Genomic DNA, 21,601 nt, shown 5'->3' with positions numbered 1-21,601 from the left:
TTGAGCGAAAAAAAGACTACAAAGAAGCGTCCTGTAAAAAAGAGTGCAGGTCGCTCTCATAATAAAATTTTTCTTGGTATCGGCGTCATTGCTGCTATTTTGATAGTAGCACTTATCGCAGCTCTTAGCATCAAAAACAAAGATGTTGAGCAGATAAGCAAAGTAAATGAGCCAAAGAGTGAGAAGCAAATTTCAAAAAAAACTGAGCAAAAAGTTGCTAGCAAAGATAAAAAACAAGAGTATGAGAAGAGAAAATACCCTCTAAAATTTGATGAAGATGAAAATTTAAGTAAAATTTTTACCGACCCTAAACATAAAAGCGAACTTGCTCTAAAGCCAAAAACTGAGCTAAAAGAGCAAAAAAAGATAACTCCTGAGATAAAAACTGAAGTAAAAGTAGAAACTAAAAAAGAAGAGCCAAAAAAAGAGCAAAACGATACGAAAAATTTACTTGCAAATTTATATAAAAATATGCAAAGTAGCGTAGATGCAAGCTCTGAAACAAAGGGTGAAGAAAAACCTGAGCAAAAGGTCGAGCAAGTAATAGAGCCATTTTATGCAGGCAAAAATGAGATAAAAACAGAGACAAAAACAGAGCAAAACAAAAGCGCTGAAGCAAATTTAAGCATAAAAGAAAATTTAAAGCATAGTGAAATTTTAAAACCAGAGCCTACTAAAAAAAGTGAGGTTGAGCCTAGCAACAAAGCCAAAAAGCAAATTTACAGCGAAAAACCGCAAAAAGAGAGCGCGAAAAAAGATGACTTTGCTGTTATGCCATTTACTCCAAATAGCAGCGTAAAAGGGCGTGCAAAGCTGGTGTTAATAATCGATGATGTGGCGACATTTGAGCACGCTAACATGGTAAAGTCAATCGGTCTAAAGATAACGCCGTCCATTTTCCCAGCGACAAAAACTCATCCAGATACGCCAAATATCGCTAGAACGTTTGAGTTTTACATGATACATCTGCCGATGCAGGCAAAGCACTTTGATAGCCCAGAGATAGGCACTCTAACGATCAACGAGAGCTTTGAGAGCATGCATGAAAAGATAAAAAAGATACGAAGAGACTTCCCGCGCGCAAAATATACAAACAACCACACGGGATCACGATTTACCAGCGATTATGACGCGATGGATAAGGCATATAGAGCGCTGATAGAGCAGGGCTTTATCTTTGTTGATAGCAAAACTATCGCTCAAACAGCCGTGGCAAGGGCTGCTAAAAAGTATAATCAACCTTACATTTCAAGAGATATATTTTTAGATGATGATCCATCAGCCGGTGCGGTTAGGCGAGAGCTTATAGCTGCTGTAAATTTAGCCAAAAAAAGGGGCTACGCGATCGCCATCGGACACCCAAAGAAAAACACGATCGCGGTGATAAAAGCTAGCAAAAACAATATCTTAAAAGATGTAGAAGTTGTTTATCTAAAAGATATTTTATGAAGCTTGAAATCATCCCAGAGGCGCTAAATAGGCTAAAAAATCCCCCAAAAGAGCTAAATTTCATAGGCGATACCTCGCTTCTTAGCATGCCAAAAGTCGCAGTCGTTGGCTCAAGAAAGGCAAGCGTCTATACAAAAGAGTGTGTCACGGCACTTTGTGCAGCGCTAAAAAGTGCAAATGTCTGCGTGGTGAGCGGTGGGGCTATCGGCGTGGATATCACGGCGCACAAGGCTGCCATGCCACGAACTATCGGCGTTTTTGCAAATGGACTTGACATCATCTATCCAGCGCAAAACAAAGTAGCGATAAGAGAAATTTATGAAAAAGGCTTGGCTCTAAGCGAGTATGACGAGGGTGAGCCACCGATTGCGTATAGGTTTTTAGAGCGAAACCGCATAGTTGTGGGGCTTGCGCAAGCTCTTGTGGTTGCACAAGCTGATCTAAGAAGTGGCTCGATGCAAAGTGCAAGGCTTGCAAATGAGCTTAAAATCCCTCTCTTTGTCCTGCCGCAGCGCATAAATGAGAGTAGTGGGACAAATGCCTTGCTAGCTAGCAAAAAGGCCGAACTTATCGATGATTACGTTAAATTTGCCTCACTTTTTGGTGAGGTAAAAGAGCAAGAAAAAGTTGATGATGAGATCTTGAAATTTTGCAAAAATGGCGTTAGCCTTGATGAAGCATTGGTTAAATTTGGCGAGATCATCTATGAGTACGAGCTTGACGGGCTAGTTGAAATTTCAAATTTAAGAGTAAAAAGCGTGCTATGAGAGAGAAATTTATGGCGATTGATGTTGGACTAAAGCGCATAGGGCTTGCTTTTGGCTTTGGCGAGGTCGTGACACCGCTTGAGCCAGTGCTTAGAAAAAATAGAAATCAAGCCGCAAGAGATGTAAGTCAAAAAGTAAATGAATACGCTCCAAACACGCTAGTAGTGGGCGTTCCGATCGGCGGCAGTAGCGAGGACGAGATGAGAAGGCGCATAGAGCACTTTGTCTCGCTTCTTGACGTGCAGGCTAATATCGTCTATCAAGACGAGGCCTTTAGCAGCAGCGAGGCAAGTGAAATTTACACAAACACAAAGCGAGATGGCAGGCTCGATAGCGTCTCAGCCACTATCATCTTAAAGAGATATCTAAAAATTTTATAAATTTCTAGCCACTACCCCTAAAGTCTCGTGCAAGCTATCGCTAGTAAATGGCTGTCTAAGCGTAGTCATCTTCTCGCTTTTGATGCTTTTGGCTTCATCTTTGCTGATGATGACGATGTAGAAATTCTTAAGCTTTTGATAAGTTAGCATCTCATCAAGCCTTGTTTTGTCGCTTAGATACTCCTTTTGCACGAAGATGATGTCTGGCTTAAAAATGGCATCTTTTATGTGTAAATTTAAACTCTCAAAGCTCTTTTGCTTGCTGAGCTTCAGCCCTGTAAAACTTAGCTCATGACTTAGCGTTAAAAATAAATTTTCATCATCGCAAGCTATGATCGCATTTTTGCCTAGAAGGCTGGCTATCTCTACGCTTTGCCTCTTAAATGTCCCGCTTTTTGGCAGTGGCACACTTATGCTTATATTAAAGCCGTCCTCTGTTTTACTCATCTTGGCATTTAGCTCTTTTAGTAGCTCGCCAGCTTCTTTTACTAACCTCTCATTTGGCTTTTGCGGGCATGAAGTGCATCTTATATGTATGTCAAAATGCACCAAACTTAGGCTATAGCTTACTAGGGTAAAGGATATGAGCAGTTTTGAGTTGCTTACGTCATTTAGGTAAAATTTGCTTAAATTTTTGATCGCGCCTATTAGCTTGTGTGCTTCAAAGCTTAGATAGCGTGGGTAGTTTGGGTTGTAGTTAAAGACGATGGCGTTGTTTCTAGCTGTTGCATCCTTAAAGAGTGCTTCTAAAAAAAGCTCCATTTGTGCGACAAAATCGACATTTTTCATATCACAAGCATCCCATCGCCATAAGAGTAAAATCTATACTTTTCGCTAACTGCCGTTTCGTAAATCCTCATCGTCTCTTCAAGCCCTATGAAGCTAGTAACTAGCATGATCAGCGTTGATTTTGGTAGGTGAAAATTTGTTAAAAGGTAGTTTTGCCTGATCGGTCTATTATTTAAATTTAAAAATAGCTTGCAAAAGCCGCTTGGCTGCTTGCTTCTAGCAAACTCTTCAACGCATCTAGTAACCGTCGTGCCAACGCCAAGGATAGGTTTGTTTGAGTTTATGATCTCTTGAGCTTTTTGGCTTAGCTCATAAAACTCAGAGTGCATTTTGTGATCATTTATGTTTTGACACTCCACGCCCTTAAATGTCCCAGCGCCCACGTGAAGCGTTATGTAGGCGACCTCGTGCTTTGCCTTTATCTGCTCTAGCATCTGCTCGCTAAAGTGCAGACTGGCTGTCGGAGCTGCGACTGCACCGCTATTTTTGGCAAAAATGCTTTGATACCAGCTCTCATCGTCCTTTGTATCAGCCCTTTTGATATATGGCGGGAGTGGGACATGACCGATCTTTTCAAGCTCGCTAAAAAGTCGCGCCGTATCTAAAATAACGCCATCTTTGGTGAAATTTACCACCCTTGAGCCATCATCATTTAGCTCAAGCACATTTACCTTTATGCTATCAGCGAAATTTAAAACGCTACCAACACTTACTTTGCCCCTTATATAGACGCTAAATTTATTATCATTAAGCGGTTGATTTAGCATCACTTCGCAAGCTCCGCCACTTTGCTTATGCCCTAAAATGCGGGCCTTAACTACCTTTGTATTGTTAAAAATGACCGCCGCATCATCTGGGATGAGGCTAGCTAGATCTTTAAATTTATAGTGTTTTATCTCTTTGGTTTTTTTAAGATAAACAAGCAGTCTTGCCTCCTCTTTGGGCAAAACTGGCTCTTTTGCGATGAGCTCGTTAGGCAAAAAGTAGTCGTAGCTTGAGATATCGTTTATATCACTCATCGCCCGCGTCGCTGTTTGTGTCGCTATCTTGTTCATCATCATCGCTTTTGCCAGCTCTTTTGGCTACGATGATAGAAATTCCATAAAGTCCGATGAGTGGTAGTGCCATTAAAATTTGACTTATAACATCTGGCGGTGTCACGATGGCTGCAAAGATAAAGATGACGACTACTGCGTATCTGAAGTAGTCTTTTAACATCTTGTCATCGACTAGGCCTATCTTTGCTAAGAAAAATGTAATGACTGGTAGCTCAAATGAAATTCCAAAGCCGATTAGTAGCTTTGTAAAAAAGCCCACGTACTCGCCGATACTTGGCAGTGCCGTAAAGAGCTGACCGCCAAAATTTACCAAAAATGTAAAGCCAAGCGGGATGACCACGTAGTAGCAAAATGCCGCCCCGCATGCAAACATAAATGAAGCAGAGAGGACAAATGGGATCACATATTTTTTTTCATTATCATAAAGTCCAGGTGCGACAAATAGCCAAAACTGCCAAAATATGATAGGCAAAGCAAGCACAAGGCCAGCAAAAAAGGCGACCTTCATCGCAGTGAAAAATGGCTCTTGGATCTGTGTAAATATGATATTTGAGCCAGCTGGCAAGACCTGCTTTAGCGGCTCGCTCATCCATGCAAGCAGTGGATTCCAAAATGTAAAGCAGATGCCAAAACAGACAAAAACGCTTACTATGCTTATAAAAAGTCTCTTTCTAAGTTCGATCAAATGGGGTCTTAGCTCTTCAAACATCACGCCTCTTTTTTATCGTTTAAGATCGCATCTTTAACTAAATTTGTTGGATTTTGTATATTTTCTACCGTTTTTTTCGTGTCGCTTACGACGTTTTGTATGCTCTCAGTGACGTCGCTTGCGCTTTTCTTGATCTCGTCAAGCTCTTCAAAAGTGAGCTTTTTTCGCACGCTTTGCGCACTTTGAGTTATGCTCTCTTTGTATTTTTGAGCGTCTTCTTTGAGCTCGGCTATCTTCATCTCTTGATCAAATGTTGATTTTGCGTCATTTATGCCTTTTTTAAACATCTTTAGAAATTTGGCGATCTGCACCATAGCGCTTGGCAGCTTGTCAGGGCCCAAAACTAGCACAGCGATCACGGCGATGACCAAGATCTCAGAAAAACTCATTCCAAACATTTTTGCCTCTGTTAAATTTTATTTAAGCTTTGTATTTTATCTTGACTTTGCTCAAATTTTTATAAATTTAGCCCTCGATAAAGAGTGCGATCTCGTCGCTTAGTAAGAAATTTGGGTTGTAAAATTTGCCCTCTTTAAAGAGCAGTTTTTCATTTTCTACAAGCAAATTTGCTCTTTTTTTCTGAGCTTCATTTAAGCGCCCAGCATCCACGCCAACGATGCTTCTAAGCCCTAAAAATATATGCTCTCTTATTAGCTCGCTTGGACTTAAAATTTCTCTTTCTCTATGCGTTGGCTGCGTGATGTAGGCATCTATGCTATTTTTGGCGTAGTATCTGGTGGCGTCCTTAAAACCCACGCTAAAAGCCCCTACGCCAAGGTAGTTTTTACCCTGCCAGTAGCCAAGATTGTGCTTGCAAATTTGCCCGAAATTTGAAATTTCATATTGCCCAAAGCCAGCTCTCTGGGTCTGCTCTATCATAAATTTAGCCAAAGTGTCGCTATCCTTTTTATAGCTTTTTTTGCCAGCAAATGGAGTGTTTTCTTCAAGCGTGAGCGAGTAGGCGCTTAGATGCGTGATAGCAAGGCTTTTTAAATTTTCAACCTCCGCCAAAAGGCGCTTTTTGGTATCAAATTTAGTGTCATAGATGAGGTCTAAATTTATGCTCTTAAAGCCAGCCGCATGGGCATTTTCAACCGCTTTAAAAATTTGCTCCCTGCTGTGAATGCGCCCTAGAAATTTAAGCTTATCTTCAAAAAAGCTTTGCGCGCCAAAGCTTATGCGGTTTGCGCCTAATTTTTTTACATGCTTTAGCCAAGCTAAATTCGCAGAATTTGGATTTGCTTCAAGTGTGATTTCAGTTTTAGGCGTGCAAAGTGGAGCTAAAATGCTAAAAATTTCATCATAAAGCTTAGCATTTACCGCACTTGGTGTGCCGCCGCCAAAAAAAATAGTGGAAATTTCTTTTACATTTTGGCTTTTTAGCTGGAAATTTAGATCAAAGAAAAGTGCTTTAAAATATGCGCTAGCCTTCTTAAATTCGTCATCGCTTGAGCCAAAGGCGCAGTAAGGACACTTGCTCTCGCAAAATGGCACGTGGATATAAACTTGCAAATTTCTCTCTTTTTTAAATTTTGGCGATTATAAGAAATTTGGCATTTAGAGCAGTTTAAAAGTAGCTTTTATTTATCTATCTCTTAACTCTTTTTCGTTATCATCTCAAATAAAATTTTTTTGGAAAAAACATGCAAAAAAAATATAGACCAAATGTAGCAGCTGTCATTTTGTCTAGCTCTTACCCTTTTAAATGCGAAATTTTAGTCGCAAAAAGGGTTGATATGGACGATATCTGGCAGTTTCCTCAAGGTGGCATAGACGAAGGCGAAAGTCCAAAACAAGCGCTAAAAAGGGAGCTTAAAGAGGAGATCGGAACTGATAAATTTGATTTCTTAGAAGAGTATCCTGATTGGCTTAGCTACGACTTTCCAGCAAATGCATCAAAGAGGTTTTACCCATATGATGGGCAGACGCAAAAGTATTTTCTGGTTAGGCTAAAAAATGGTGCGAGCATAAATTTAAAGACTGAGCATCCAGAGTTTAGCGAGTATAAATTTGTAGATATCAACAAGGCTTTAGAGGGGATAAACCACTTCAAAAAGCCTATTTATGACAAAGTTTTGAGTTATTTTAAAGAGAAAGGATATTTTTGATGTTAATCGTTCAAAAATTTGGCGGAACTAGCGTAGGCACGCTTGAGCGCATCGAAGCTGTGGCAAACAGGGTCATAGAGACTAAAAACAGCGGCGCTGACGTGGTTGTGGTAGTTTCTGCGATGAGTGGAGTTACAAATCAATTGGTTGAATATAGTGAGTATTTCTCAAAGCACCCAGACGGTGTTGCTACCGATATGCTTTTAAGCTCTGGAGAGCAAGTAACCACCGCACTTTTGACGATTGCGCTTAATGCAAAAGGCTATGCGTGCGTAGGACTAACTGGCGCAATGGCTGGGATAATAACAGATGAAATTCACACAAAAGCTAGAATAGAAAAGATAGACACCACTAGGCTAAAAGCTGAGCTAAAAGCCGGCAGGATCGTCGTCGTAGCAGGCTTTCAAGGCATAGACGACAAAGGCGATATCACCACACTTGGCAGAGGCGGAAGTGATCTTAGTGCGGTTGCATTAGCAGGTGCGCTTGAAGCTGATCTGTGTGAAATTTTTACCGACGTTGATGGCGTTTATACGACTGATCCAAGGATAGAAAAAAAGGCAAAAAAGCTAGAAAAGATAAGCTATGACGAGATGCTTGAGCTTGCCTCTGCTGGGGCAAAAGTGCTTCAAAATCGCTCAGTCGAGCTAGCAAAAAAACTAAATGTCAAACTAATCACAAGAAGCAGTTTTAACCACAACGAAGGTACATTAATAGCAAAGGAAGATAATATGGAAGCGGTTTTAGTAAGCGGTATAGCACTAGATAAAAATCAAGCAAGAGTAACTTTAAGAGGCGTAGTCGATAAGCCTGGCATCGCAGCTGAAATTTTCACAGCTCTAGCTCATCAAAATATAAATGTAGATATGATCATCCAAAACGTAGGACACGATGGCACGACAAATTTAGGCTTTACAGTGCCACAAAACGAGCTTGACCTAGCAAAAGAGACTATGCAAAAGCTCTCAGCTGCAAAACATGTCGAGTATGACGATGCGATCGTGAAAGTCTCAGTCATCGGCGTGGGTATGAAGAGCCACAGCGGCGTAGCATGTCTAGCATTTGAAACGCTTGCAAAAGAGGGGATAAATATCCAAATGATCTCAACAAGCGAGATAAAAATTTCAATGATCGTCGATCAAAAATATGGCGAGCTCGCAGTTCGCGTGCTTCACGATGCGTATAAGTTAGATAAATAATGCAAGATTTTATCCAATGGACGCTTGAGACTATAAGAAGCGAAAGATATATGAGCTGGATGGAGGAGAAGCGCGTCGAATGGACGCCTTTGCTCGCATCTAGGCTTAAATTTTTGCTTGATAGCAAGGCTTTTATAGTCATCTGCGACGATGAGAGAGAGTGGTTTGAAAACTATCTTTTAAGAAATATCAACCGCACAAAAAGCGAGCGTCCGTTTTTGCCATTTTTTAGCCTAAGATCGCTCTATCCAGCCTTTGACAGCATCGAGACAAACGAGCAAAAACAGCTTTTAAAAGATATGCTAAGTCTTGCCTTTCCAAATGGCTACATCTTTTTTTACATCGGCAAGAGCATAGATAAGCGCGCAAATTTAGCCAAAACTGATGAAAACAGCTATATGTGGCTCTTTGACGAGCAGGCGCAAAACAGCTTCACGCTAAGCTCGAGCGATGAAAACTTAGACATCAAACTTCTAAATTTATATAAACTTTTTGACAAGAGCATAGACGCCGTACTCTTTGCAAAGGTGATGCTCTAAATGCTTAATAAAATCGTAGTTACAAGCGATTTTGAAAATTTAAAAGCCAAGCTTGAAGCCGAGTTTGGCGTAAATAATCTAAGATTTTTTATAAGCGATGATTTTTTGCTAGAAAATGCAAAAGAGGTCATCGCCGAAGCTTACATCGCCGAAAAATATGAGAAAATTTTAGTCATAGAGGCGAAGTCTTTTCGCACCGAGGCTCAAAACGCACTTTTAAAGATCATCGAAGAGCCTCCAAGAAACATCAAATTTATAATAGTAACGCAGAGTAAAAATTTGCTTCTACCAACGATAAGATCGAGGATGCTCATAGAAAATAAGCTCACCAAAAAGCCAAAAATGAGTGTGGAGCTAAATTTAAAATCGCTCAGCCTAAAAGAGCTAACAAGCTTTATCGATCAAAAGATAGCAGAGGAGCAGGCGCAAAAATTTGGCAAAAACGAGCTAAAAGAGCTTGTCGGAGCCATCGTGACAAAGGCGGTTGATAGTGGGTATAAATTTAGCGGCGAGGAGATGGAGTATTTTTTCTCGCTCATCAAGCTTGCCGATCTAAACGCCAAGTCTCACGCCGTTTTAACGCCGCTACTGCTTACTATCTTTGAGAAAGGACGACGTTGAAATTTTATAAGATAAATAACAAAAGCGACTTTGATCAAATTTGCAAGGTCGTCTCGCCAAGCCCTGCTGGCGCGAAGCTCATGCGCGAAAAGAGCGAGATAAATTTTATTTTTATCGACGAGATAAAGACCCCAGCGGCAAATATCCTAAAACAAGACGCACTAAGTGTCGGCGCCGAGCTGGTGACGCATAATGATACGATTTTAGGCAAAGAGAGTCTAAACAAAGCCTTGCTAATGGCGACAAACGCGCAGCTAAGGCAGTTAGCTAAAAAAGAGAAGCTACAAGACTTTGGGCTTAAAAAGCTTGCAAGTTTTTTAGAAACTAAATTTACAAAACCCACAAAGCCTCTTATAATGGGCGTGGCAAATATAAATAGAGATAGTTTTAACGAGCAAAGCCGCATAAATACGCAAAATGGCATAGCTAAAATCGAAGCGATGATAGAAGCAGGTGCTGAATACATCGACCTTGGTGGCGTTAGCTCAAGGCCGGGGAGCGAGTATTGCGGACGTGAGGAGGAGTTTAGGCGCATAAAAGATATCATTGAAGAAATTTATAGGCTAAATTTACACGAAAAGGCGAAATTTAGCCTTGATAGCTTTGATGAGTATTGCTTAGAATTTGCGCTAAATCACGGCTTTAAGATGATAAATGACATCACGGCAAATGCAAATTTAGCCTCGCTTGCTGCAAGATATGACGCCCAGTTTTGCATGATGCACATGCAAGGCGACCCTGCTACCATGCAGATTGCGCCAAAGTATAACGACCTAATCGGCGAAATTTCAGACTTTTTTGAGCAAAAGATTGCCCTTGCAAGGGAGTTTGGCGCTAAAAAGATAGTGCTTGATGTTGGCATCGGTTTTGGCAAGACGGCTGAACAAAATTTACTGCTTATTAAGCATTTGGAGCATTTTTTGAAATTTGGCTGCCCGCTGCTAATCGGCGCTAGCCGCAAATCAGTCATAAATCACTATTATCCAAGCGAGGTCAAGGACCGCTTACCAGGCTCACTTTATCTGCATCTAAAAGCCTTCGAAAACGGCGCGCAGATCATAAGGACGCACGATGTGGCCGAGCACAAGCAGCTTTTTAATATGCACGAGGCGATGAGCCAAGCCACGCTTTGGTAGGGCGCTTGGCTAAAAAGAGGCTAGATGAGAAATTTATTGCCGCCACCTTGGATCAAATTTCCAGATGTTAGCCCATTTTCTATCGGCTGGAGGATGGGCTGCGGCGAGGATTATAAGTTTAAATTTAATGGCTGGCTAAAAACGCTAAGTCAAGATGAGCAGCATCAATATAAGCAGCTCTTTGCCGAGCCTGCGACGTGGCGTGGATACTGGGATGAGAGGCTAGGCAAGGATGAAAGCACGCTTTTTATCAAGGATGACTTTGTCATAGACCTTTGGGAGCGTGAGTCTAGATATGAGTTAAAATGGCTTAAAAAGCGCTACAACGCTGGCAAGTCGGATAAATTTTTACTATTTTGGGGTCATCAAAAGAGTGCAAATTTAAGCGCAAGCTGCCTTAGTCAGTGGTACGGCTCTAGTTTTTGTGAAGATGAAACTAAATACATTTGCGCCGAGCAATATATGATGGCGAAAAAGGCTCTGTGTTTCGGCGATAAAGAGGCTTTGGGGCAAATTTTATCCGCCAAAGATCCAGCGCAGATGAAGGCGCTTGGCAGGCAGGTGCGAGGCTTTGACGCTAAGGTCTGGGACGAGGTCAAATTTGGCGTCGTGCTAAATGCGAGCTATCTAAAATTTAGCCAAAATGCCAAGCTGCGAGAGTTTTTGCTCTCGACAAAGGATAAAATTTTGGTTGAGGCAAGCCCAGTTGATAAAATTTGGGGCATAGGCATGAGTGCTGATGATGAGAATGCGCACAATCCTATGAAGTGGCGAGGGCAAAATTTGCTTGGCTTTGCGCTGATGAGAGCGAGGGACGAGATAGCAAAGGTCTATAAAAATGTCCATTTATGCGACGCAAGAGAGCTAAATTTGGATCATTTATAAAGTATGTTTAAGATAAAATGCGGTGTAAATTTGGAGCAAAAATGACAAAACAAGAGTACGAACGAGCGATAGATACGCTAAATGCGTGGGCAAAGGCCTACTACGACGAGGACGAGCCACTTGCAAGCGACGAGGAGTATGATGCACTATATCACGCGGTTTTAGCCTTCGAGCAGGCAAATCCCAGTGAAATTTCACTATTTTCGCCGACTAAGCGAGTGGGTGGTGGCGTAAAAGAGGGCTTTAGCAAGGCAAGCCACATAAAGCGCATGTGGAGCATGGAGGATATCTTTAGCCTTGGCGAACTTGATGCGTGGCTAAAGCGTGGCGATAAAGAGAATTTGACCTTTGTTGCTGAGCCAAAATTTGACGGAGCGAGCCTAAATTTACTATATGAAAATGGCGTTTTAGTTAGGGCGATAACCAGAGGCGACGGCGTTATAGGCGAAGATGTGACGCAAAATGCAAGGACGATAAATTCTGTTTTAAAGAGCATTAGCTACAAAGGGCTTATTGAAATCAGAGGCGAAGTCGTCATAAGAAAAGATGACTTTGAGCTACTAAACGCAGAGCGCGCAAAAGAGGGCGAGGCGCCACTTTCAAACCCTAGAAATGCAGCTGCAGGAAGTCTCAGACAGCTTGATAGTGCAGTCACTGCAAAAAGAAAGCTACTTTTCATACCTTGGGGCGTGGGCGAACAGAGCCTTGGACTAAAAGATCACAGCGAGGTGATGAAATTTGTGCGAGATCTTGGTTTTGAGAGGGATGAATTTTTCAAAATTTTAAAAAAAGATGAGCTTGAGGCTGCGTATAATGAGCTACTAGCCAGCCGTGAGGCAAAGAGCGTGATGATGGATGGCATGGTGATACGAGTAAATGACCTTGCACGCTGTGAAGAGCTGGGCTACACGGTCAAATTTCCAAAATTTATGGTGGCGTTTAAATTTCCAGCCATTGAAAAGGTGACTAGGCTAAGAGATGTCGCACTTCAAGTTGGCAGAAGCGGCGTAGTAACGCCTGTTGGCGTGCTTGATGAGGTAAATATAGACGGAGCCAATGTAAAATCCGCCACCCTTCACAATTTTGACGAGATAGAGCGCCTTGGCGTCATGAAAAACGACTACATCGGCATCATCCGCTCAGGAGATGTGATACCAAAGATCACAAAGGTTTTTAAAGATAGGCGAGATGGTAGTGAGCAAGCGATTGATAGGCCTAAATTTTGCCCAGTTTGCGGCTCGCACCTGCTTGATGAAGGGGTCTTTGTAAAGTGCCAAAATTTAAGCTGCAGGGCAAGAGTGGTGGGCTCAATAATTCACTACGCATCGAAAAAGTGCCTAAATATCGACGGCCTTGGCGATGCGATCGTAAATTTGCTATTTGACAAGGGGCTGATCGCTTGCATAAAAGACATCTACGGCCTTAAATTTGATGATCTCATGGCGCTTGAGGGCTTTAAAGAGAAAAAGGTAAATAACCTTTTAAATGCCATTGAGGCTAGCAAAGGTGCGGAGCTATCGCGCTTTATCACGGGTCTTGGCTGCGAGCACATCGGCGAGGTGGCTGCTAAAAAGCTAGCAAGTAGCTTTGGACTAAGCTGGCTTGATGCTAGCTTTGATGAGCTTGTCTCGCTTGAGGGCTTTGGCGCGGAGATGGCAAATAGTTTAACCGACTTTGCCGAGGTAAATAGGGACGAAATTTTAGCTCTAAGCCAGATCGTGCAACCAAGCGTGACGCAGGTGCAGAGCATCTCAAACGCGCTAAGTGGCAAAACGGTGGTGATAACTGGCACGCTAAGTCGCCCAAGAGATGAGATAAAAGCCGAGCTTGAGAGCTTTGGCGCAAAGGTTTCTGGCTCAGTTTCTAAAAAAACGGACTTCGTCCTAGCTGGCGAGGAGGCTGGCAGTAAGCTAGAAAAAGCAAATGAGCTAGGCGTGCTGGTGATCGACGAGAGCGAATATGAGAGGTTAAAACTTGAGGTTTGATAACTACGTCGCAAGCGTTTTAAACATAAGTAGAAACAAGGCGAGCGAGCTTATAAAATCTGGCAAAGTGCTTGCAGATGGCGAAATTTGCACCAAGGTATCAAGCGAGGTTAGCGAGGCTAAAATTTCGCTGCTTGATGAAATTTACGTTGGGCGAGGCGCACTTAAGCTAAAAAGCTTTTTGGAGGCGATGAAATTTGACCTAGCTGGCAAAAATGCACTTGATATAGGCAGCTCAACTGGCGGTTTTATGCAAATTTTGCTTGAGCGTGGCGTAAAGAGCGTGACTGGCGTCGATGTGGGCACTGATCAGCTGGACGCTAGCCTAAGAGGCGATGAGCGAGTAAAAATTTATGAAAAAACTGACGTCAGGGAGTTTGCAAAAGAGAATTTAAATAAATTTGATCTGATAACCTGCGACGTGAGCTTTATCTCTTTGGCTGAAATTTTGCCAGCCATTTGCGAGCTTGCAAGCGAGAATTCGCTCATCATCACGCTTTTTAAACCGCAGTTTGAAGTGGGCGTTGGCGTAAAACGCAACAAAAAAGGCGTTGTCACCGACGCTAAGGCTGTAAATTTAGCGATGAAGCGCTTTGAAGTGCTAGCAAGTAGCTTGAAATTTGAACTGATAGCTTGCAAAGAGTGCGAGGTCAAGGGAAAGGAAGGAAATGCCGAGTTTTTCTACGCTTTTAACAAAAGATAACATCACTGCCGTTGCGATCGGGCACTTTGACGGCGTGCATAGGGGGCACAAGCAGCTTTTAAAGCAGCTAGGCGAGTTTGGCGGACTTGTCGTCATCGACAAAAATAAGGCAAACATAACGCCAAAGCTAAAGCGAGCCGAGTACTCAAACTATCCTTGCTTTTTGTATGATTTTGACGCCATTAAAGGGCTTAGCGGAGAGGAATTTATCGCACTTTTAAAGAGGGATTTTAAAAATTTAAAAAAGATCGTTGTTGGGTTTGATTTTAGATTTGGTAGAAACAGAGCGTGGGACAAGCACGATTTGAAAAGAATTTTTGATGGCGAGGTAGTCGTCGTTGATGAGGTTTGTTATGACGGCATGGGCGTGCATAGCTCATCCATTAGGGAGCTGATACGTCAGGGCAACATCGAAGAGGCAAACAGGCTAATAGGCAGGGAGTACTCAATCGAGGGCAACGTGATAAAAGGGCAGGGCATCGGCGCAAAAGAGCTGGTTGCCACGCTAAATTTAGATATAAAAAGCTATCTTTTGCCGCGCGAGGGCGTCTATGCGACAAGAACGAGGATGGGCTCATACACCTACGGCTCGGTCACTTTTATAGGCAACAGACTTAGCACGGATGGAAATTTTAGCGTAGAGACGCACATCCTAGACGAGGTCGCGCCAAAGGTGACAAAGCACGTTGCCGTTTGCTTCATAAAACGCTTAAGAGATAATAAGAAATTTAATAATCTAAGCGAGCTAAAAGAGCAGATAAAACGCGATATAAACGAGGCTAGACAGTGCGTGGGCGTGTGCGATCTCTTTTTTGGAGAGACGATGAGATACTTTGATGGATACGGAGCTGGTATATGAGAGATGAAATTTTTAAAGAACCTATAAGCAAGCAGTTTGAATTTGATGACTTTGTGGCGAGCGTTTTTGATGATATGATCTCGCGCTCGGTGCCATTTTATGACGTGAGCTCAAATTTAAATGCAAAACTGCTAGCTAAAATTTTGCCAAAATCAGCAAAAGTGTGCGACCTTGGCTGCTCTACGGCAAATAGCCTGCTTTTGCTAAATAACCTTAGAAACGACCTCGTGTTAAGCGGCGTGGATAACTCTGAGGCGATGCTTGCAAATGCAAAAAACAAGGCAAAGGCTTATGGGGCGGATATTGAATTTATTTTGGGTGATATCTTAGAGTGCGAGCTAGCATGCTTTGATGCTGTTTTGGCAAACTACACTTTGCAGTTTATCAGACCGCCAAAAAGAGCTGATCTGGTGCAAAAAATTTATAACGGACTAAATGAAAATGGCGTCTTTTTGTTTAGCGAAAAGATCATCTTTGAAGATAAAAAGCTCACTAAAAGCGTCATAGAAATTTACGAGGACTACAAGCAGGCGCAAGGTTACTCACGCTACGAGATCGCTCAAAAAAGAGAGGCACTTGAAAATGTGCTAGTGCCATACACTGAAGAAGAAAATAGAAACTTAGCCCTAAATGCTGGCTTTAAGCGTGTTGAGAGCACGTTTAAATGGGGAAATTTTATGAGTTTTTTGGCGTTTAAGTAAATTTAAAAATATATGCTTTTGTATTTAAATATAAAATTTAATCATAAACATTGAATTTAAAATTTAGATTTTGCTTTGCAATGTCAGCATTTTTGGATAATGAAATTTAATAGTAAAGAAATTTAGCGGGAGTTACCCGCTAAATTTACTCATTTATCGCTGCGTTTCCGTGGTGGTGGAAGTCATCGTAGATGATCTTTGAAGTTTGGAATTTCTCGCGTTTTAGCTCGCGAACTCGTAAAAATTCCTCTTCATCGATCTTTTTGATCTGGATAGCTGCTTTAAATGTCGGAGTCTTGCTGATGTAGTCCCAACCGCTGCTTGTTAGCTCGTTGCAAGAGCTCTCCCAGTAGTGGAAAGTCATCTGGATGATGCCATCAGGCACGATGTCAGTCACTTCAGCTTTTACGACGATATAGCCGTATCTACTCCAAGCTTTGATAAAGTCGCCTTGTTTTAGTCCGTATCTCTCTGCAAGCGCTGGACTCATCTCAGCGATAGGTCCGATGCTATCTCCGCCCTCTTCGATGGCACGTGAGCGTCTTGTCATGGTGCCAACTGTGTATTGATAAACTTTTCTTGTAGTTAAAAGCTGTATCGGATACTCAGCGTCAGTCTTCTCATCGACTGAACCAGCCATGATAGGATATTCTGGCGACATATTCATCTTCTTAGCAAACTCAAGTTTTGCGCTCTCGATCTCATCAGCCTTATCCACAAATAAGCAAGGTACAAAGCGACCTTTGCCATCAGGTGTAAAGAATTTCTTATCAAGATAGAGGCTTTGACCGCCCATATCATCTTCAGTTGGGCATGGCCAGTGAAGTCCGTGATATTTTTTAAGTCTATAGTAGCTCATACCGCCGTAGCGTCTAGGGTCACATTTTCTAACTTCTTCCCAAATCTCTTCTGGTGAGTTAAAGTTAAAGCCCTCTGTTGCGCCCAAACGACGTGCGATCTCGCAAACGATCCACCAGTCTTGTCTAGCATCACCTGGAGGTGTGATAACAGCTTCGTTGTGCTGGACACGGCGCTCTGCGTTTGTGTAAAGACCCTCTTTTTCACTACTTGCAACGCCAGGGAGTACCACGTCAGCTTTTAGCGAAGTCTCAGTTAAAAATAAATCTTGAACCACGTAGAAATCGACATTTGCGATGCCTTTTAAGAAGTGGTTTGTATTTGGCTCAGAGATGACTGGGTTTTCGCCGATAGTCCAGAAGAAATGCACTCTGCCATCAAGGATTGCATCAGGTACTTCAGTTTTATGGATACCTATCTTTGAGTTTAAAAATCCAGGTTCTAGGTGCCACATTTTCTCAAACCAAGCTCTTTGCTCTGGGTCAGTTACTGAGCCAAGATTTGGGAATATGTTTGGTAAAACGCCCATATCGCAGCAGCCTTGAACGTTCTCTTGACCTCTAAGAGGCAAGTCGCCTGTGCCAAGCTCGCAGATGTTTCCAGTGATCAAGAATAAATTTGATACATCGCAAACTCCGCCAACGCCGTGGTTGAAGTGAGTTACGCCCATGCCGTGAGTGATGACGGCTGGTTTTGTGGTGGCATACATTCTAGCAGCTGCTCTGATATCCTCTGGATTTAGCCTTGTGTATTTAGCTACGACCTCTGGAGCATAGTCTTTTACAGCTTCTTTAACGTACTCGATGCCTATTGTGTGATCTCTTACAAACTCCTCATTTACAAGGCCTTCTTCGATGATAGTGTAAAGAAGTGCGTTGATAACTGGGATGTTGTGCTCAGGCTCTAGCTGCAAGTGGATGTCTGCTCTGCTTGCAAACTCAGTCTTGATAGGGTCAATAACGATCAGTTTTGCACCGCGGTTTAGCGCTCTTTGGATGTGCATAGCTGCGATTGGGTGACCATTTTCTGGGTTTGAGCCTATCATTAATATACAGTTACTATAAGTGCCAATCTCTGTAAAGCTATTTGTGGCAGCTCCGTTTCCGATTGTTTTAGCAAGTCCTGCTACTGTCGGAGCGTGTCAAATTCTAGCGCAGTGATCGACGTTGTTTGTACCAATTACAGCGCGCATTAGCTTTTGAGCGACATAGTTGTCCTCAAGTGTACAGCGTGCTGAGAAGTTTCCTGCTAGTGAGTCAGGGCCGTATTTCTCTTTTGCCTCTTTCATCTTTTCTACGACAAGATCAAGCGCCTCGTCCCAGCTGGCCTCTTCAAATTCACCATCCTTTGAAAAGACCCCATTTTTCTTTCTAATAAGCGGCTTTGTAAGTCTGTCTGGACTTGCAACGTAGTCCCAGCCATAAAAGCCCTTTAAACATAAATTTCCTTGATTGACTGGATTGTCTTCGACGCCAGTAGCGGCACGAACGACGTTGTTTTCCACGTGCAAGGTTACTTGACAGCCTGTCCCGCAATAAGGACAGATGACTTTGCCTTCTTTCATCACTTTCTCCTTCTAATTATGCATTTTCTGCATATTTATTTTGAGTAATATTACTAGCGCGAAACTTAATCTTTTATGAAAAATTCTTTATTTAAAAAATAAATTTTAATTTTAAGTTATATTTTATATAAAATTTAAAAAGCCGAATATATAGGAATTCAAAAAATATGCTAAATTTGCAGGAATTTCTAAAATTTATCAAATAAGAAATAAATTGTGTAAATTTGACACAGAAGCTGAAAGATGAAAAATTAAATTTAAATTTAGTTTGAGGCTAGCTGTTTCAACTATAAAAATAAAGATAAATTTTGAAAATAAAAAGTGAAATTTAAAGGGAGAGCAGGTCGCTCTCCGTGGGATTATTTATCTCTTAAGCCAAGCTCAGAGATTAGTTTTGAATATGTAGTGTAGTCTTTGTTTTTAAGATACTTTAAAAGTCTTTTTCTTTGACCAACTAGTTTCAAAAGACCTAAACGTGATGAAAAGTCTTTTTTGAAAATTTTAAGGTGTTCTGTAAGTTCAGTTATTCTAGCTGTTAAAAGAGCTATTTGAACTTCTGGAGAGCCTGTATCTCCCTCTTTTCTAGCGAATTTCGCAACTATTTGAGCTTTTTTAGCCGAATCCAAAGCCATGATGACCTCCTGATTGGTGAATTTTGGAAGAGCGATTATAGCATTTAAAACATAAAGTTAGATAAAATTATGCTTTTTAAAAATTAATGAAAAATGCAGTAAAAATTTAATAAAATTAGGGCTATTTAAAGAGTTAAGGAAGATAAATGCTTTTTACAAAGGCAAGCGAATACGCTCTACTTTCGCTTATTTTAATATCTCAAAAATCATCTCCAGTTGATGTTGATACAATCTCAAATGAGCTTAAAATTTCAAAAAGTTTTCTGGCAAAAATTTTACAAAATTTAGCAAAAGATGGGGTTTTAAAGTCATTTAAAGGAGCAAATGGCGGTTTTGCATTAAACGGCGAACCTGAAAATTTAAGTATAAAAAAGATAATCGAATGTGCCGAAAAGCGCGAGCTAAGCGTCTTTGAGTGCTCGTCTTCAGCGCTTGGCTGCCCGTCAAACAAAGCCTCAAGCTGTCAAATTTGGTCGATGTTTAGCGGCCTTCAAGGCAAGATCGACGAGATGCTTGACGCGATAAAACTAAGTGACATCGTTAAGAAGTAAAGTTGGCAAAGCAAAAAAATAATATTTTGACTCTTGTCGCACCTTTTCTTGCGCCGATTGTCAAATTTAAAAGTCTTAGCATCGTTGGCATCATCGTTGCCATCCTTGCTATCATCATCGTGCCGCTTCCAAGTGCGGTGCTTGACTTTTTCTTGGCACTTTCGATCTCGATTTCAGTGCTTATTATTTTGATCTCTATTTACGTGCCAAAGCCGACTGACCTTAGCACGTTTCCGACACTCATTCTCATCATCACGCTTTTTCGCCTCTCGCTAAACATCGCAACTACGCGTATGATCTTAAGCGAGGGTCACAACGGCCCAGAAGCGGTCAGTGAGATCATCTCAAGCTTTGGAAATTTCGTCGTTGGTGGCAACTTCGTCATCGGCACCATCGTATTTTGTATCTTGGTACTCATAAATTTCATGGTCGTAACAAAGGGTTCAACCCGCGTGAGTGAGGTGCAAGCGCGTTTTACACTTGATGCGATGCCTGGTAAGCAAATGGCGATAGATGCGGATCTAAACGCAGGTTTAATAGACGAAAAAACGGCGCGTGAAAGACGTCAGGCTATCATCGGCGGCTTTGCTATCGGCTCGTTTCAGCACGGCCTTGATATGGCGACATCGGCTCAGTACTATACGATCCTAACTATCGGTGATGGCCTTGTGAGCCAGATCCCAGGACTTATCACTTCAACAGCGACTGCTATCATCATCACAAGAGCTAGCAAAGACGACGAGGACTTTGCAGAAGGCACGCTAAATCAACTATTAGGGGATTATAAAACCTTGCTGATAGTGGGTTTTATACTATTTATGTTTGCCCTTGTACCAGGTCTGCCAACCCTATCTCTTGGCTTTATAGCGCTGCTATTTTTGGGGCTTGGCTACATCATCAAGCAGACCAAAGATGGTGGGCTAAATTTAAACCTTGCGCCAAAAGAAAAAACGGCTTCTAAAAAGGCTGGCGGCGCTACGCCAAGTGGGGCAGGGGCAGCAACTGCAAGTGGCGGGGCTGCTAAGGCTCCAAAGAAGAGCGACGAAGAGATCGCAAGAGAAGAAGAGACAAAGATAAATGACATATTAAAGCTTGAAATTTTAGAGCTTGACCTAGGATATGGCCTGCTAAAGCTAGCTGATGTTGATCTAATCGAGAGAATTCGCGCTATGAGGCGAAATATCGCTTCAAGTCTTGGCTTTTTGATGCCAAAGATAAGGATCCGCGACAACCTTCAGCTTCCACCAAACGAGTACCGCTTCAAGCTAAAAGGTATCATCATCGGTCAGGGTGAAATTTATGCGGATAAATTTCTAGCGATGGATAGCGGACTAGTGAGCGAGGATATCGAGGGTATTCCGACAAAAGAGCCAGCTTTTGGGCTAGACGCTCTTTGGATCGATGCTAGCGTCAAAGAGGACGCCATACTTAGTGGCTATACGATAGTTGATCCTGCAAGCGTCATCTCAACGCACATGAGTGAGCTCATCAAGCAAAATGCAGCCGAGCTTCTAACTCGCCAAGAGACACAAAATTTACTAGACAAACTAAAGATCGACTACCCAGTCGTGGTCGAGGATACGCTAAGGATCGCACCTATAAATTTGATCCAAAAGGTCTTAAAAACGCTGCTTAAAGACAATATCCCGATCAAAGACCTACTTAGCATACTTGAAGCCATAAGCGACATTGCCGAGGTTAGTAAAAATTTAGACATGATCATCGAGCACGTGCGTGCAGCGCTTTCGCGTGTCATCACTTCGCTTTATGTAGATGAAAAGGGTCAGCTAAATTTTTATATCCTAGACACAGCCGCACAGCAAAAGCTCATGGACGCGGTGCAGTATAAAGACGGAGCCTATCATCTGATGATAAATGTAGCGCAGACATCATCTATCGTGCAGGCGCTAAGGCGTGAAAAAGAGAAGCGACCGATGAGCCAGCACGGAGAGATGGTGCTTTGCGTGGAGCCAAGCTTGCGCAAATTTATAGCAAATATCTGCGCAAATTTCGCCATCGACATGGTGGTGCTAAGCTTTGCTGAGATCTCGGCAAATACGCCATTTGAAACAGTTGGCGTCATAGAAATAGAAAATTTATAAAGGAAA

At 42.0% G+C, this 21,601-nt stretch carries 22 protein-coding genes; 15 read left to right on the top strand and 7 right to left on the bottom strand.

Annotated features, from left to right (window positions below; all coding sequences use genetic code 11):
- The 3 genes from CVS81_RS04030 to ruvX are packed head-to-tail and all read left to right on the top strand — an operon-like array spanning position 1 to position 2,596.
- A complete protein-coding gene (locus CVS81_RS04030) occupies positions 1-1,449 on the top strand; it encodes a divergent polysaccharide deacetylase family protein (RefSeq protein ID WP_107965161.1) in 1,449 nt (482 codons plus the stop codon).
- Positions 1,446-2,216, top strand: coding sequence for a DNA-processing protein DprA (locus CVS81_RS04025; RefSeq protein WP_107965160.1), 771 nt, complete (start codon positions 1,446-1,448; stop codon positions 2,214-2,216). The genes CVS81_RS04030 and CVS81_RS04025 overlap by 4 nt, the downstream gene beginning before the upstream one ends.
- Positions 2,213-2,596, top strand: a complete 384-nt coding sequence (ruvX, locus tag CVS81_RS04020) for a Holliday junction resolvase RuvX (protein ID WP_004317765.1) — start codon at positions 2,213-2,215, stop codon at positions 2,594-2,596. Before CVS81_RS04025 ends, ruvX begins: the two co-directional genes overlap by 4 nt.
- Here the strand turns inward: ruvX and CVS81_RS04015 are convergent.
- The 5 genes from CVS81_RS04015 to hemW form a co-directional block, all read right to left on the bottom strand.
- The gene (locus CVS81_RS04015) at positions 2,591-3,385 is read right to left on the bottom strand and encodes a hypothetical protein (protein ID WP_107965159.1); all 795 of its coding nucleotides are present in this window, start codon (positions 3,383-3,385) and stop codon (positions 2,591-2,593) included. The genes ruvX and CVS81_RS04015 overlap by 6 nt on opposite strands.
- Complete coding sequence (queA, locus tag CVS81_RS04010; protein WP_107965158.1) at positions 3,382-4,404, bottom strand: tRNA preQ1(34) S-adenosylmethionine ribosyltransferase-isomerase QueA; 1,023 nt, start codon at positions 4,402-4,404, stop codon at positions 3,382-3,384. The genes CVS81_RS04015 and queA overlap by 4 nt, the downstream gene beginning before the upstream one ends.
- The gene (gene tatC / locus CVS81_RS04005) at positions 4,397-5,152 is read right to left on the bottom strand and encodes a twin-arginine translocase subunit TatC (RefSeq protein WP_103634270.1); all 756 of its coding nucleotides are present in this window, start codon (positions 5,150-5,152) and stop codon (positions 4,397-4,399) included. The genes queA and tatC overlap by 8 nt, the downstream gene beginning before the upstream one ends.
- Complete coding sequence (tatB, locus tag CVS81_RS04000) at positions 5,152-5,550, bottom strand: Sec-independent protein translocase protein TatB (protein WP_012140063.1); 399 nt, start codon at positions 5,548-5,550, stop codon at positions 5,152-5,154. Before tatB ends, tatC begins: the two co-directional genes overlap by 1 nt.
- Before the next feature lie 67 nt (positions 5,551-5,617).
- Positions 5,618-6,664, bottom strand: coding sequence for a radical SAM family heme chaperone HemW (hemW, locus tag CVS81_RS03990; RefSeq protein WP_107965157.1), 1,047 nt, complete (start codon positions 6,662-6,664; stop codon positions 5,618-5,620).
- Positions 6,665-6,795: 131 nt separating this feature from the next.
- Here hemW and CVS81_RS03985 point away from each other — a divergent pair, with 131 nt between their 5' ends.
- Genes CVS81_RS03985 through cmoA form a run of 10 tightly spaced genes read left to right on the top strand, consistent with a single transcriptional unit; the run spans position 6,796 to position 15,888 of the window.
- On the top strand, positions 6,796-7,260 hold the full coding sequence (locus CVS81_RS03985) for an RNA pyrophosphohydrolase (protein ID WP_012140061.1): 465 nt from the start codon (positions 6,796-6,798) through the stop codon (positions 7,258-7,260).
- Positions 7,260-8,459: an aspartate kinase gene (locus CVS81_RS03980; protein WP_002939482.1), complete on the top strand. Its 1,200-nt coding sequence runs from the start codon at positions 7,260-7,262 to the stop codon at positions 8,457-8,459. Before CVS81_RS03985 ends, CVS81_RS03980 begins: the two co-directional genes overlap by 1 nt.
- Positions 8,459-8,998: a HobA family DNA replication regulator gene (locus CVS81_RS03975; RefSeq protein WP_009294158.1), complete on the top strand. Its 540-nt coding sequence runs from the start codon at positions 8,459-8,461 to the stop codon at positions 8,996-8,998. The genes CVS81_RS03980 and CVS81_RS03975 overlap by 1 nt, the downstream gene beginning before the upstream one ends.
- Positions 8,999-9,619, top strand: a complete 621-nt coding sequence (locus CVS81_RS03970) for a DNA polymerase III subunit delta' (RefSeq protein ID WP_107965156.1) — start codon at positions 8,999-9,001, stop codon at positions 9,617-9,619. It begins immediately after the preceding gene.
- On the top strand, positions 9,616-10,755 hold the full coding sequence (gene folP / locus CVS81_RS03965) for a dihydropteroate synthase (protein WP_107965155.1): 1,140 nt from the start codon (positions 9,616-9,618) through the stop codon (positions 10,753-10,755). Before CVS81_RS03970 ends, folP begins: the two co-directional genes overlap by 4 nt.
- Before the next feature lie 24 nt (positions 10,756-10,779).
- Complete coding sequence (locus CVS81_RS03960) at positions 10,780-11,640, top strand: NADAR family protein (RefSeq protein ID WP_107965154.1); 861 nt, start codon at positions 10,780-10,782, stop codon at positions 11,638-11,640.
- A gap of 41 nt (positions 11,641-11,681) precedes the next feature.
- Positions 11,682-13,625 (top strand): NAD-dependent DNA ligase LigA, encoded by a 1,944-nt coding sequence (ligA, locus tag CVS81_RS03955; RefSeq protein ID WP_107965153.1) that lies wholly within the window; start codon positions 11,682-11,684, stop codon positions 13,623-13,625.
- A complete protein-coding gene (locus CVS81_RS03950; protein WP_107965152.1) occupies positions 13,615-14,328 on the top strand; it encodes a TlyA family RNA methyltransferase in 714 nt (237 codons plus the stop codon). Before ligA ends, CVS81_RS03950 begins: the two co-directional genes overlap by 11 nt.
- Positions 14,294-15,187 (top strand): bifunctional riboflavin kinase/FAD synthetase, encoded by an 894-nt coding sequence (locus CVS81_RS03945; protein ID WP_107965151.1) that lies wholly within the window; start codon positions 14,294-14,296, stop codon positions 15,185-15,187. Before CVS81_RS03950 ends, CVS81_RS03945 begins: the two co-directional genes overlap by 35 nt.
- On the top strand, positions 15,184-15,888 hold the full coding sequence (gene cmoA, locus CVS81_RS03940; protein WP_107965150.1) for a carboxy-S-adenosyl-L-methionine synthase CmoA: 705 nt from the start codon (positions 15,184-15,186) through the stop codon (positions 15,886-15,888). Before CVS81_RS03945 ends, cmoA begins: the two co-directional genes overlap by 4 nt.
- Positions 15,889-16,033: 145 nt before the next feature.
- Here cmoA and fdhF read toward each other — a convergent pair whose 3' ends face one another.
- Together fdhF and rpsO are read right to left on the bottom strand one after the other, a co-directional pair.
- Positions 16,034-18,310 (bottom strand): formate dehydrogenase subunit alpha, encoded by a 2,277-nt coding sequence (fdhF, locus tag CVS81_RS10195; RefSeq protein WP_080655749.1) that lies wholly within the window; start codon positions 18,308-18,310, stop codon positions 16,034-16,036.
- Positions 18,311-18,669: 359 nt separating this feature from the next.
- Positions 18,670-18,942 (bottom strand): 30S ribosomal protein S15, encoded by a 273-nt coding sequence (rpsO, locus tag CVS81_RS03925; RefSeq protein WP_004317763.1) that lies wholly within the window; start codon positions 18,940-18,942, stop codon positions 18,670-18,672.
- Positions 18,943-19,088: 146 nt separating this feature from the next.
- On the opposite strand from rpsO, the gene CVS81_RS03920 reads away from it, so the two are divergent.
- Complete coding sequence (locus tag CVS81_RS03920; protein ID WP_004317794.1) at positions 19,089-19,493, top strand: Rrf2 family transcriptional regulator; 405 nt, start codon at positions 19,089-19,091, stop codon at positions 19,491-19,493.
- Between the two features lie 2 nt (positions 19,494-19,495).
- A complete protein-coding gene (locus CVS81_RS03915) occupies positions 19,496-21,595 on the top strand; it encodes a flagellar biosynthesis protein FlhA (RefSeq protein WP_107965149.1) in 2,100 nt (699 codons plus the stop codon).
- The last annotated feature ends 6 nt before the right edge of the window (positions 21,596-21,601 follow it).

Origin of the sequence: Campylobacter concisus (genome assembly GCF_003049065.1) — a bacterium.
Classification (GTDB): Bacteria; Campylobacterota; Campylobacteria; order Campylobacterales; family Campylobacteraceae; genus Campylobacter_A; species Campylobacter_A concisus_BE.
The sequence above is the reverse complement of the archived record's forward strand: the minus strand, read 5'-3'. Positions and strand labels throughout refer to the sequence as shown.

What these genes read in the sequence shown, in the direction of transcription:
- CVS81_RS03945 (WP_107965151.1), top strand. Translation starts at nt 14,294, where the DNA reads ATGCCGAGTTTTTCTACGCTTTTAACAAAAGATAACATCACTGCCGTT.
- CVS81_RS03985 (WP_012140061.1), top strand. Translation starts at nt 6,796, where the DNA reads ATGCAAAAAAAATATAGACCAAATGTAGCAGCTGTCATTTTGTCTAGC.
- CVS81_RS03960 (WP_107965154.1), top strand. Translation starts at nt 10,780, where the DNA reads ATGAGAAATTTATTGCCGCCACCTTGGATCAAATTTCCAGATGTTAGC.
- queA (WP_107965158.1), bottom strand. Translation starts at nt 4,404, where the DNA reads ATGAGTGATATAAACGATATCTCAAGCTACGACTACTTTTTGCCTAAC.
- ruvX (WP_004317765.1), top strand. Translation starts at nt 2,213, where the DNA reads ATGAGAGAGAAATTTATGGCGATTGATGTTGGACTAAAGCGCATAGGG.
- CVS81_RS04025 (WP_107965160.1), top strand. Translation starts at nt 1,446, where the DNA reads ATGAAGCTTGAAATCATCCCAGAGGCGCTAAATAGGCTAAAAAATCCC.
- CVS81_RS03970 (WP_107965156.1), top strand. Translation starts at nt 8,999, where the DNA reads ATGCTTAATAAAATCGTAGTTACAAGCGATTTTGAAAATTTAAAAGCC.
- rpsO (WP_004317763.1), bottom strand. Translation starts at nt 18,942, where the DNA reads ATGGCTTTGGATTCGGCTAAAAAAGCTCAAATAGTTGCGAAATTCGCT.
- CVS81_RS03980 (WP_002939482.1), top strand. Translation starts at nt 7,260, where the DNA reads ATGTTAATCGTTCAAAAATTTGGCGGAACTAGCGTAGGCACGCTTGAG.
- tatC (WP_103634270.1), bottom strand. Translation starts at nt 5,152, where the DNA reads ATGTTTGAAGAGCTAAGACCCCATTTGATCGAACTTAGAAAGAGACTT.
- CVS81_RS04015 (WP_107965159.1), bottom strand. Translation starts at nt 3,385, where the DNA reads ATGAAAAATGTCGATTTTGTCGCACAAATGGAGCTTTTTTTAGAAGCA.
- cmoA (WP_107965150.1), top strand. Translation starts at nt 15,184, where the DNA reads ATGAGAGATGAAATTTTTAAAGAACCTATAAGCAAGCAGTTTGAATTT.
- tatB (WP_012140063.1), bottom strand. Translation starts at nt 5,550, where the DNA reads ATGTTTGGAATGAGTTTTTCTGAGATCTTGGTCATCGCCGTGATCGCT.
- CVS81_RS03975 (WP_009294158.1), top strand. Translation starts at nt 8,459, where the DNA reads ATGCAAGATTTTATCCAATGGACGCTTGAGACTATAAGAAGCGAAAGA.
- CVS81_RS03920 (WP_004317794.1), top strand. Translation starts at nt 19,089, where the DNA reads ATGCTTTTTACAAAGGCAAGCGAATACGCTCTACTTTCGCTTATTTTA.
- ligA (WP_107965153.1), top strand. Translation starts at nt 11,682, where the DNA reads ATGACAAAACAAGAGTACGAACGAGCGATAGATACGCTAAATGCGTGG.